This window comes from Aquimarina discodermiae (assembly GCF_040786235.1).
Lineage (GTDB): Bacteria > Bacteroidota > Bacteroidia > Flavobacteriales > Flavobacteriaceae > Aquimarina.
In genome coordinates this window covers 78029-90161 of sequence record NZ_JBFMKP010000020.1, presented here as the reverse complement: position 1 = coordinate 90161, position 12133 = coordinate 78029, and the positions used below count along the sequence as shown (strand labels likewise).

The 12133-nt window shown below is 33.7% G+C and carries 6 protein-coding genes; 3 read left to right on the top strand and 3 right to left on the bottom strand.

The window, feature by feature from the left end; all coding sequences use genetic code 11:
• Nucleotides 1-84 precede the first annotated feature (84 nt).
• Nucleotides 85-3795, top strand: coding sequence for a T9SS type A sorting domain-containing protein (locus ABW636_RS14240; RefSeq protein ID WP_367590733.1), 3711 nt, complete (start codon nt 85-87; stop codon nt 3793-3795).
• A 720-nt stretch (nt 3796-4515) separates the two neighbouring features.
• Nucleotides 4516-6228, top strand: coding sequence for a T9SS type A sorting domain-containing protein (locus tag ABW636_RS14235; protein ID WP_367590732.1), 1713 nt, complete (start codon nt 4516-4518; stop codon nt 6226-6228).
• Between the two features lie 66 nt (nt 6229-6294).
• On the opposite strand, the gene ABW636_RS14230 is transcribed toward ABW636_RS14235, so the two are convergent.
• Together ABW636_RS14230 and dnaK are read right to left on the bottom strand one after the other, a co-directional pair.
• Nucleotides 6295-6714, bottom strand: coding sequence for a VOC family protein (locus ABW636_RS14230; protein WP_367590731.1), 420 nt, complete (start codon nt 6712-6714; stop codon nt 6295-6297).
• A gap of 134 nt (nt 6715-6848) precedes the next feature.
• Nucleotides 6849-8765 carry a molecular chaperone DnaK gene (gene dnaK, locus ABW636_RS14225; RefSeq protein WP_367590730.1) on the bottom strand — a complete coding sequence of 639 codons (1917 nt, stop codon included), beginning with the start codon at nt 8763-8765 and terminating at the stop codon, nt 6849-6851.
• Between the two features lie 436 nt (nt 8766-9201).
• Between dnaK and ABW636_RS14220 the strand changes: the two genes are divergently transcribed.
• Nucleotides 9202-10626, top strand: coding sequence for an L-serine ammonia-lyase (locus ABW636_RS14220; protein ID WP_367590729.1), 1425 nt, complete (start codon nt 9202-9204; stop codon nt 10624-10626).
• A 1140-nt stretch (nt 10627-11766) separates the two neighbouring features.
• Here ABW636_RS14220 and ABW636_RS14215 read toward each other — a convergent pair.
• A complete protein-coding gene (locus ABW636_RS14215; protein ID WP_367590728.1) occupies nt 11767-12129 on the bottom strand; it encodes a hypothetical protein in 363 nt (120 codons plus the stop codon).
• Nucleotides 12130-12133: the final 4 nt, after the last annotated feature.

Here is a 12133-nt window from a genome sequence, read left to right as displayed (position 1 = left end):
AACAGTTCACACATCAAAAGACTAACAAACAACAATTTACACATACTTTTAAAAACAACTTAAAAACTCTAAAACTTACAACTAATGAAAGTAACAATCATTAAACCAAAACAAATCATATGGGTTTACTTTATTTTATTTGGTGTTAACCAAATAAAAGGGCAAACCGTAAAAGATCATCATTCTGATCAAACATTTGAATCAAATGAAACAAAAGAAGTCAAACCAGAAAATTACTTTTTGATGGAGCAAAGCTTTGAATTTGAAAGTACAAAAAACCCAAAAACCAATAAAATACCGGAAGGAATCCGTGAAGCTGAAATCCGTTTTTCTAAAACTATTCCCGAAGGAAGCTTCTCTAAAAGTAACATCCAGGCTTCGAAAAATGGAAAATCTTCTAAATATTACTATTGGAAAAACAGAGGACCCTATAACCTCGGTGATGAAACAGTAGTACTAGCTATAGATACCTCTAATGAAAATGTAATATTTGCTGGTGGTAACCATTCGGGTTTATGGCGCTCTAAAAATGGAGGTAAATCATGGAGAAATGTGTTTCCACGAAAAACGTCTCCAAATGTCTCTTCTCTATTGCAAGATCCCAGATCAGGAAAACAACATATCTGGTATATGGGCACAGGGCTTAAATTGAATGGTTCTTCTTTAAATCCAGAAAATGTTGGTTCAGGGCTTTTTAAATCTTACAACGGGGGTAAAAGCTGGTTTCACATATCCTCTACTTTTCTTAACCTCTCATCTAAAACATTAGCTTTTGATGTCATTAACAATATGGTAATCAACCCGATTAACGGAGACCTATACGTTGCAGCCTATGATGGAATTTACAGATCTAAAGATAGTGGTCGTTCCTTTGAACAGGTATTAGAGAGTGGTAACAATTCGTTTACCAGAATAGCAATTACTTCTAAAGGAAAACTATATGTATCTATTGCCAGAGGGGATGTAGCAAAAGGATATTATACCAGTACTAGTGGAGACTCAGAAAGTTGGCAAGATATTACTCCTAAGTTTTTAAAAAACAAAATTATCGGCAGGGCCATTATTGAAATAGATCCATCCAGAGAGAATATTGTCTATTTCTTATCAGGTTCAGAGATTTGGGACAAAGCTTATCTGTTTAAGTTTGATGATAATTCTAGTAAATTTGAAGATGCATGGACTGATCTATCGGATAATGTCCCAAGAGGTAAACTTAGTATTTTACCTCCGGATTCATTTGACTATGGAGTAGCATTTGGGTATTCTTTAACCTTTGAAGTAAGCCCTGATGATCCCAATCTTATTATAATGGGAGGAACCAATTTATATCGCTCCACAACTGGATTTACTACCCCACCAGAAACCTTAGCTCATATTGGCGGGATCAACCCTAAGCAAGGGCTTACTTTATTTGATTCATTTGATTATCCAGATCATGGTAGGTTTCAAGGAGGTTTTGTTTTTTATCCTTCAAATCCAAAAAAGGCATTGTCTGGAACATACAAAGGCATTTCAGTTACTCAGGATATTACATCCAATCTTTCCAAGGACGAACTTGTTGATTGGATATCACTAAACAATGGATATATTACTACAAATATAGCAGATGTAGCTTTTGACCCCAACTCTAAACACGATCATATTCTAGCTAGTTTTCAAGAAAATGGATGTTGGTATACTTCATCTACCCACCCAAAAACCACATGGAAAAACCGATACTATGCTATAGAGCATACCTCGGGAGGCAATATTGCTATAGCAGATCAAGGAAAAACAAAATATGTTTCAAATAGATTAGTAGACGATATATATAGATTGGATTTAGATGAAAACGAACAGGTAATAGCTCGAACAAAAGTTACACCACGTTCCTCCTCTTTTTTTTCCTTTGGAGGGAAATTTATTTTAGATCCACGAAACGATAATGCAATGTATCTTGGTAAATCACAAACATTATACAGAAATAGCAATCTTGATGAAATCCCTAAAAATGGTACAGCAAATACTGATATAAACTGGAATTTTCTAGCAACTATACCACAAAATACAGGAGGAATAGAACACATAAGTGCAATTGGGGTTTCTTATTATCCAATTGCGGATAGATTATATTTTGGAACCACTAAAGGAAGACTCTATAGAATAGACCACGCAAATTTAAACCCAGTAGAGCTAATTGATATATTTTCAGAGAAAGGGTTTCCAGAAGAGGGGTATATAAGCGATATAAACGTAGATCCATCTAATGATAAAAGAGCAATCGTTACTTTTTCCAATTATGGTGTTATTAGTCTATTTCTTACTGAAGATGCGGGAAAAAATTGGGTAAATATTAGTGGCAATTTGGAGGAAAACCCTGACGGATCTGGTAATGGCCCATCTGTGAAGAGCACAGCATTTTTTGGAGGAAGCCAAGGATATTTGGGGTCTTTTCAAAAAATACTTACGGCTACAAGCACCGGATTATATTATACGTATAAGCTAAATGGTGAGGATACTTTTTGGTACAAAGAACCTTTTGGTATTGGTAATATTCAGGTAAACACTGTTAAAACTAGACGTGATGGATTCATAGTAGCGGCAACAAAAGGAAAAGGTGTGTTTTCTGCAAAATTTCCTGTAATCAATAATATTCCAAAACCATTGCTTAGAGTAAATAATGAACAAGATGATATATTGGTTACCAAAAGAACAAAGAAAGAAATAGATATCAAAGATTTCTTCATCCACTCCAAGGGAGATCCCATTACTATAACATCAATAAGCTCAGATCCGGGACTAGTAAAGACTTCTTTAAAAAGTAATTCTTTAGTACTTGATTTTGATCCACAGAAAAAAGGTAAAGTAAACATTACTCTTTTTGCTACTGCGGGGAAAGAAAAAGTATCCCAAAGATTTGAAATAGAATTAGAAGATCCATTTCTTTTGTACCGAAACAATGAAGATTTTGAAGTTTTTTATAACTTTTTCCCTTCTACCAAATATATTGGTTCTGATGTCCTGATTGAAGGTGCAAATGACTTTGTCATTCCTCAAGAAGAATCCTGGAGCATTAATGAAGTAAAAGCAAGAGGGCATGTAAGTAAGAAGTCGGTCATAGAAGTAACTAAGGCAACAGCGATTATTTATAAAAATGATAATGGAAAACCAGGCGAAGAAATTTATAATAGTGGTGAAATTTTGGTCACTCCAATTATAACACCTGTAACTGGATTTTATAGTGATTACAATTTTGTAGATATACCAATAGAGTTTCCTGAAAGAGTTAATTTAGAAAGTGGCATATATTGGTTGTCTATATATGCGATAACAGATGCAGCACCCAATGATAGTAATCAATGGTTTTGGATAGGATCCAGAAATATTATCGGGGAAGAAAGTTATTATAGAAATGAAGATGGTTTTTTTAAATTTGAAGCTCCAGATTGGACCAAAGGCTCTGTAGCATTTGCCCCTATTACATCTTCTAAGTACGATGGTGTCTTTAGAATTTTAGGAGAGGTTATGGATCAAAAACAAAACTCTAAATCCAATATCTTCGAAAAAAGTATCATTGTATCCCCCAACCCATCAAATGATAGTTTTATGTTTAGTTTTAAAAAAGGTACCACAAGCAATAATCAAAAAATTACTATTAAAATTTACGATATCACAGGTAAAGAGTTATTTTCAAAACCTTTAATTACAAAGAATCCTAAAATCACCTGGGATGCTTCCAAAATGTCTTCCGGATTGTATGTGGCAAAGATTTCGAGTCAAAAGCATTCGTATACACTTAAAATTTTTAAGAAATAATTTAAAAAATTTTGCGGCAATAAGAGGGAAGTGACTTAATTTTTATAATGTCACTTCCCTCTTTATTTAATTTCCAAAAAAACAAAGCACACTTATATTCATATGATCATAACAATAAAATCAAACAATTTTAAAATTTAATTCAAAAGCAAATAAACTATAAGGATAAGTCTATTAGGAATTCAACTGAAAATAATTTTTAATATTCCAAAGTAAGCTTCTAGATTACAATACTCAAAAAAGTCAGTTCAACTACCTGTTTTAAGTTTTCTATAAAACTACTTTTCAAAATAGAGCTTCATTAATATTAATCAAATAATATGATTTTAGAATAAAAATTTCGCATATAATCACATTCTTTTTCTACTATATTTTCTTCATAAGATAAAACAATAATTACGGCTTTTCTTTAATTTGATTCATCAATCTAGCGAAAAATCGTTGCAATTTCTTATACAAAATTCTCATCCAAAAATCATATACCTTATAATCTATTACGTCTTTTTGAGAAATTTAACAAAACAATTAGATAATATTATATTATCTAATATATGATTTATTTATCTTAGATATAGCTAATTTTTTACACAAATCATAAAGTAATCAATTGTTTTATTTTTATTCATATATAATTAATAACAAGTATTGTCTTCTTTGAAATCTACAAATTTTACAATTGATAACTTCTTTAATTTTCAATATTCTATAAAACCTTTTAATATGAAACTAAACTCAACATTCTTAGAAAAAATAACTTTAAACTTTCTTAAAACCACTTGTACCTTGGTTGCCGCCTTGTGCTTTGTTACATCGATGTATTCTGGCAATTTAACCACTGCATCAAACCTTAACAACCAAAATTTGGATACAGAGGCCCCAACAACTCCTACTGGTTTATCATATAATTATGATGCCGATAGCAATACATCATGGATTTCTTGGAATGCTTCTACTGATAATGTAGGGGTTTTAGTGTATGAAGTATTGGAAAACGGCAATCACTTTTATACTCTAGATCGAACAAAACTAGGTTTTGGAGGAAAGCCTAAAACAACTTCTACCTTTACCGTTTCAGCAATTGATGCAGCTGGCAACAAGTCTGCATTAAGTGTACCGATTGTAGTATCAGCAGATGAAGACCCTAATCCTTGTAATAGTGTTGAAGCATGGAGATCAGGAGTATCATATCAAACCGGGGATAGAATAACCTACAGAGGTCATCTATATGAATTACAAGCTTCTGGATGGGTATTTATCTCTTCTTGTCAGGGTTCTAGATCTACAAATAACAGTAGTAATATCACTAAGCTGGATACTGAAGCTCCAACAACTCCTACTGGTTTATCCTGGGAGTATGATGCAGATCGTAATGCTACATTTATTTCCTGGAATGCTTCTACAGATAATGTAGGAGTATCCTATTATCAAGTTTTTGAAGATGGCAATCACTTCTATTTCATAGATCGAACCAAATTAGGGTTCGGAGGAAAACCTAAGAGAACCGCTACTTTTACTATTTTAGCAGTTGATGCAGCTGGTAACAAGTCTGCATTAAGTGCACCACTTGTAGTATCAGCAGATATAGATCCTAATCCTTGTAATGGTATCGAAGCATGGAGATCAGGAGTATCATATCAAACTGGGGATAGAGTAACCTATAGTAGTAATCTATATGAATTACAAGCTTCTGGATGGGTATATATCTCTTCTTGTCAAGGTTCTGGATCTGCAAATAACAGTAGTAATACCACTATGCTAGATATAGAAGCTCCAACAACTCCTACTGGTTTATCATATACCTATGATGCAAATAATAATACATCATGGATTTCCTGGAATGCTTCTATAGATAATGTAGGAGTTTTAGTGTATGAAGTATTGGAAAATGGCAATCACTTTTATACTCTAGATCGAACAAAACTAGGTTTTGGAGGAAAACCTAAGAGAACTTCTACCTTTACCGTTCGAGCAGTTGATGCAGCTGGTAACAAGTCTGCATTAAGTGAACCGCTTGTAGTATCAGCAGATGAAGATCCCAATCCTTGTAATGGAGTTGAACCATGGAGATTTGGGGCTTCTTATCAAATAGGAGACAGGGTAACCTATAGAGGTAATTTATATGAACTTCAAACTTCAAGATGGGCATTTATCTCTTCATGTTCAGGCTCTAAATCATTAGCTAACGATAGCAAAATGGTTGACAATACTTTTGTTGCTTATCCTAATCCTGTGAGCAACAGGTTAAAAATTAATACTAACCCTTTTATTAGCCCATCAACATACTCAATCATTGATATGCAAGGAAGATTAATCTCTACCAAAGATTACTCCTCTTCTATTGATGTAGAAAATTTACCAAAAGGAGCTTATATAATTACTCTTATCGGAAAAGACAATAGCAAAATAGGAGAATCCCTTTTTGTAAAAGAATAATAATTTCAGGACGAGACAATACTTCCAAAAAAGGCTACTGTATAAATCAGTAGCCTTTTTACATTTTCACTTTGCAAAAAGTTGATCAATATTTTTAAATGCTTTAAACTCTAGCGCATTATTTTCTGGATCGTAAAAAAACATAGTAGCCTGCTCTCCTACTTCACCTTTAAACCTAATATAAGGTTGTATAACAAACTTGATATTTTTTTCTTGTAATGTATTTGATAGTGTGATCCAATCATTCCAATCCAACACCACTCCAAAATGAGGCACAGGTACCTGATGCCCATCTACCGCATTAGAAACAGGGTTTTTATTGATCACCATTCCTGCTTTTTGATGAATTACTAATTGATGCCCAAAGAAATTAAGGTCTACCCAATTTGCATCGCTTCGGCCTTCTTGACAGCCTAATACTTCTTTATAAAATTGTCTACATACTTCTAGATTGGCAACAGGAATTGCTAGATGAAAAGGAGTCATAATCGTTTTTTTTATGTAGTCTTAAAAAATGATGGTTACTTTCAGTACGACCATTTTTTTTAACTACGAGAAATACTAATATAAAAAAATGCGCAACGTATAGCTGCGCATTTATATACTATCCAGAAGTTTTATTACTTCACTTCTTCGAAATCTACATCTTCTACATCATTTCCTGAAGCATCTCCTCCTGTTGGCTGTCCTGCATCAGCATCGGGCCCTGGCTGTTGTGCATTTTGCTGAGCCTCGGCTTGTGCTTTGTACATTTCTTCACTAGCAACTTTCCATGCTTCATTGATTTTATCAAGGGCAGGAGTAATCACAGCAAGATCTTTAGTTTCATAAGCTTTCTTAAGCTCTTCTAAAGCCTCTTCGATTGGTTTTTTCTTATCATCAGATAGTTTATCTCCAAATTCTTTAAGTTGCTTTTCAGTTTGGAAAATCATTCCATCTGCTTCATTTAGCTTATCTGCAGTTTCTTTTGCTGCTTTATCAGCTTCAGCATTTGCTTCGGCCTCTTTCTTCATTTTTTCGATTTCTTCTTCTGTTAATCCTGAAGAAGCTTCGATACGAATATCCTGAGACTTATTTGTTGCTTTATCTGTAGCAGATACTTTAATGATACCATTTGCATCAATATCAAAAGTCACTTCGATTTGTGGCACTCCTCTTTGAGCTGGTGGAATACCATCTAAGTGAAAACGACCAATCGTCTTATTATCTGCAGCCATAGGACGCTCACCTTGTAAAACGTGAATTTCTACAGATGGTTGATTATCTGCTGCCGTAGAGAATACTTGTGATTTTTTGGTAGGGATAGTAGTGTTAGCTTCGATAAGCTTGGTCATTACGTTACCCATAGTTTCTATACCAAGAGAAAGTGGAGTTACATCTAATAATAATACATCCTTTACATCTCCTGTTAATACTCCTCCCTGGATTGCTGCTCCTACTGCAACAACCTCATCTGGATTTACTCCTTTACTCGGTGCTTTTCCAAAAAAGCTTTCTACCGCTTCTTGCACTGCAGGAATACGAGTTGACCCTCCTACTAATATAATTTCGTCGATATCACTAGTAGATAATCCAGCAGATTTAAGTGCTGTACGACAAGGCTCTATAGTACGTTTTACTAAGTCATCTATTAATTGATCAAATTTTGATCTTGTTAACGATCTAACCAAGTGCTTTGGTCCGCTTGCAGTAGCAGTAACATATGGTAAATTAATCTCTGTCTGCGCAGAAGATGACAATTCGATTTTAGCTTTCTCTGCAGCTTCTTTAAGACGTTGTAAAGCCATTGGATCTTTTCTAAGGTCCATATTTTCATCTGCTTTAAACTCTTCTGCCAACCAATCGATTATTTTTTGATCTACATCATCCCCTCCTAGGTGAGTATCTCCATCGGTTGATAACACTTCAAATACACCATCTCCTAATTCTAGAATCGATACATCATGTGTTCCTCCTCCAAAGTCAAATACAACGATCTTTTGATCTGTACCTTTTTTATCTAATCCATATGCCAAAGCTGCTGCTGTTGGCTCATTGATAATTCTTTCTACTTTAAGACCTGCAATCTCTCCTGCTTCTTTGGTAGCTTGACGCTGTGCATCATTAAAATATGCCGGTACTGTGATCACTGCACTAGAAACGTCTTGCCCTAGGTAATCTTCTGCTGTTTTCTTCATTTTCTGAAGTGTCATTGCAGATAATTCCTGAGGAGTATATAAACGACCATCGATATCTACTCGTGGTGTATCATTGTCACCTTTTACTACTTTATAAGCAGCTCTTTCTGCTTCTTTTGAAGATTCAGAGAATTTATTTCCCATAAATCTTTTTATAGAAGAAATTGTCTTGGTTGGGTTGGTTACTGCCTGACGTTTTGCAGGATCCCCTACCTTTATTTCCCCACCTTCAACAAAAGCAATTACAGAAGGAGTTGTTCTTTTACCTTCTGCATTAGGGATTACTACAGGCTCATTACCTTCCATTACAGAAACACAAGAGTTGGTTGTTCCTAAGTCTATTCCTATTATTTTACTCATTTTATAATAATTGTTAAACTATTTCTATTTTGTTCGTTATAATTTATTGCAGTAAGGACAATGATTATGCCATTACAATCTATATGACAGGATGTCACAATTACCGCTCGTCCTTCTGCTTTTCACCATACATAACCTTTTTAAAATAAGCAGCCTTATTGACACTATACCTTTATAATATATTCTTTAACTTAAAAATCTAAGTAAGAAGTTAGCGTAAGTAACCAAGTACGTCTTTTGTATAATTTGACAAACTTATATCACAACATCTAAAGAAAGAAATGTTTCTTAAAAGAAAGCCTAACTATGTGTCACTTAAGGTTTAAAAATGAACATTTGACAATTAAACTTAATATAATTAACTATTCATAAAAAAATAAACTTATTTGCTATCAAAAAACTATATTTACCGCAAAATTTTATCAATAATTAGTATATGGAATGTATCAGTATCTTTGATATGTTAAAAATTGGCGTAGGCCCCTCTAGTTCTCATACATTAGGGCCTTGGCAGGCAGGAAGAAGATGGATTTGTGAGCTTAAAGATGAGAATGTTTTTGAAGATGTAACAGCTATTACAATAGACCTTTATGGGTCTTTATCTCTAACGGGAAAAGGGCATGCAACCGATATTGCAGTCATCTTAGGACTGTGTGGACATGATCCAATAACCATTGATGTAAGTGCCATTGATTCTTATATAGATAACATAAATACAAATAAAACACTTCCTTTTAATAGTGAGTTACAAATATCTTTTGATCCTGCAACTCATATTATTTTTAATAAAAATTTCAAAGAGTTTCATCCCAACGGCATGACATTTCATGCCACTTTAAAAAATGGAAAAAAAATCTCGTCTTCTTTTTATTCTATCGGAGGTGGTTTTGTGGTTAAAGAAGAACGTAAACGAAAAGAGAAAAAGCTTACAGAGTTTAAAGAGTTTCCTATGCCTATAGAAAAAGGTACTGATCTATTGGCTTATTGTACTTCTAAAAATAAAAAAATATCTGAAGTTGTTCTTGACAACGAGCGTTCTTTACGTACTGACGAAGAGATTGACAAAAGAATCTTACAGGTTTGGAATGTCATGCTGGAATCTATGTATACAGGCTGTCATACTGAAGGAATATTACCTGGAGGGTTAAATGTAAAAAGGAGAGCGTATGATACTCATAAAAGACTAATAGGCTCTACTCCTTATACTACTCCACAAGAATGGATAGAAGCAATTCGTGATACCAAGGTAGAATTTAGACAAATTTTAAAATGGGTCTCTTGTTTTGCTTTGGCTGTTAACGAGGTAAATGCGTCGTTGGGTCGTGTAGTTACTGCTCCTACAAACGGAAGCGCAGGTGTAATCCCTTCTGTAATGATGTATTATATGGTTATAGAAAATCATGATGCTAATTTTGACGATATTAAACAATTTATGCTCGTAGCAGGAGAAATTGGTAGTATATTTAAGAAAGGAGCCACGATCTCTGCTGCTATGGGAGGTTGCCAGGCAGAAATAGGAGTATCCTCTGCTATGGCAGCTGGAGCGTTGACAGAACTTATGGGAGGTTCACCAGAACAGGTCTTAATGGCTAGTGAAATTGCTATGGAGCATCACCTGGGGTTAACATGTGATCCTATTGCCGGATTGGTACAAATACCATGTATCGAGCGAAACGCAATGGGAGCTATAAAAGCTATTAATGCCTGCGAAATGGCACTCGAAGCAGATGCTGCACATGCAAAAGTACCGTTGGACAAAGTGATTGAAACCATGTGGGAAACTGCGCAGGATATGAATACAAAATACAAAGAAACAAGCGAAGGTGGCTTAGCAATAAAAGTAAATTTAAGTGATTGCTAGTCGAACAATGTATGTATTTACAAATAATTGAATGAATATTCATTTCGTAACAGTTCCTTAATTTACAAAAAATCAAGGCGTTATATTTCAACTTAAAAAATAGTTACAAATAAAAGTAAAATACATAAAGATTTGTCTTGTTTTATAAGGTATAGCTTCATATATTTGCACCGCTTTTGAAATAAAGCAATTCATAAAAATAATGGTCGCGTAGCTCAGCTGGATAGAGCATCTGCCTTCTAAGGAGATTTTAAGATAGATTAGTGACCTGAATGTAAGTTCTTTAAAATATTAAAACAAAAAATTGCCCGAAAATTGCCCGATTTATTTATCGGTTTATTACATTTGGCAATTCAAAAAATAATGGTCGCGTAGCTCAGCTGGATAGAGCATCTGCCTTTAATGCTAGAGATTTTTAATCTCTAAAAACAGGAGTGCCCAAAGGGAAATCTTTGGAGTAGAACTACTCAAATTCGGGGAAGCCTTATCAATAGATTGGTAATCCCGAGCCAAGCCTTAAAGAAATTTAAGGAAGGTGTAGAGACTAGACGGGTAGCATCTAAGTTTACTAATTTAGTAAATATGATGAAGGGATAGTCCAGACTACAAATTCTAATCATGTTAGAAGCAACGAAAGTTGTAGCTAGTACGCTAAGCAGACGGTCACAGGTTCGAATCCTGTCGCGATCACAAAAAGCCAGACATTACGTCTGGCTTTTTTGTTTTTATACACTTCCGATTTTTCAAACAAGCAAAATAATATTGATTTATATCTCTATTCCAAACATAAGAGATAGAATATCACGACTAGCAATTATAAAAGAAATTATCAAATAAAGTATTGGGAGAATATTAATCAATATCCCTAAAAATATTTTAATAGTTTTTTTTCTGCCAAACTCAATTATCCCATAGATAAGCCCTGCAACACTTAATAAAGCAAGTAAGACGGGTAAAAACTGACATATATATTTAAGTATTATAATGTCAAGTTTTTGATGAACTAATACGCCTAATATAAATACAATGATTATCATTAAATTGATCATTGCTATTATGAACGAATACTCTGAATTATTTTTCATGGAAATACATATAAAACTTAAACCCCATCAAAATTGATGGGGTTGATACATTTAATTATTTATTTACCTCTCTACTAAAGCGTGCTATCCAACCATTTTCAATGACTGGTTCTGCTTTTAGCATTTCACTAATTTCTACTAAATTAATTTTTTGGCTATTTTCCTCAAAATAGATTTTGAATTGATCATACTCTTCAAAAACTTTTAAAAACTCAAAAAGCATATTTTCAAGTAAAGCATAAACTAAACCTTCAATTTCTTTTTTCTGAATTGAGTTCATTCCTTTAAATAAATTCTTATACCCATCAGTATTTTCAAAAGTTTCAACACTATTATTAATCATTCTATAATTTTGGTCAAAAACATTATTTACTAATAGTTTTCCAAATTCATCTAAAATCTCTTGATTACTTTTCATTTTA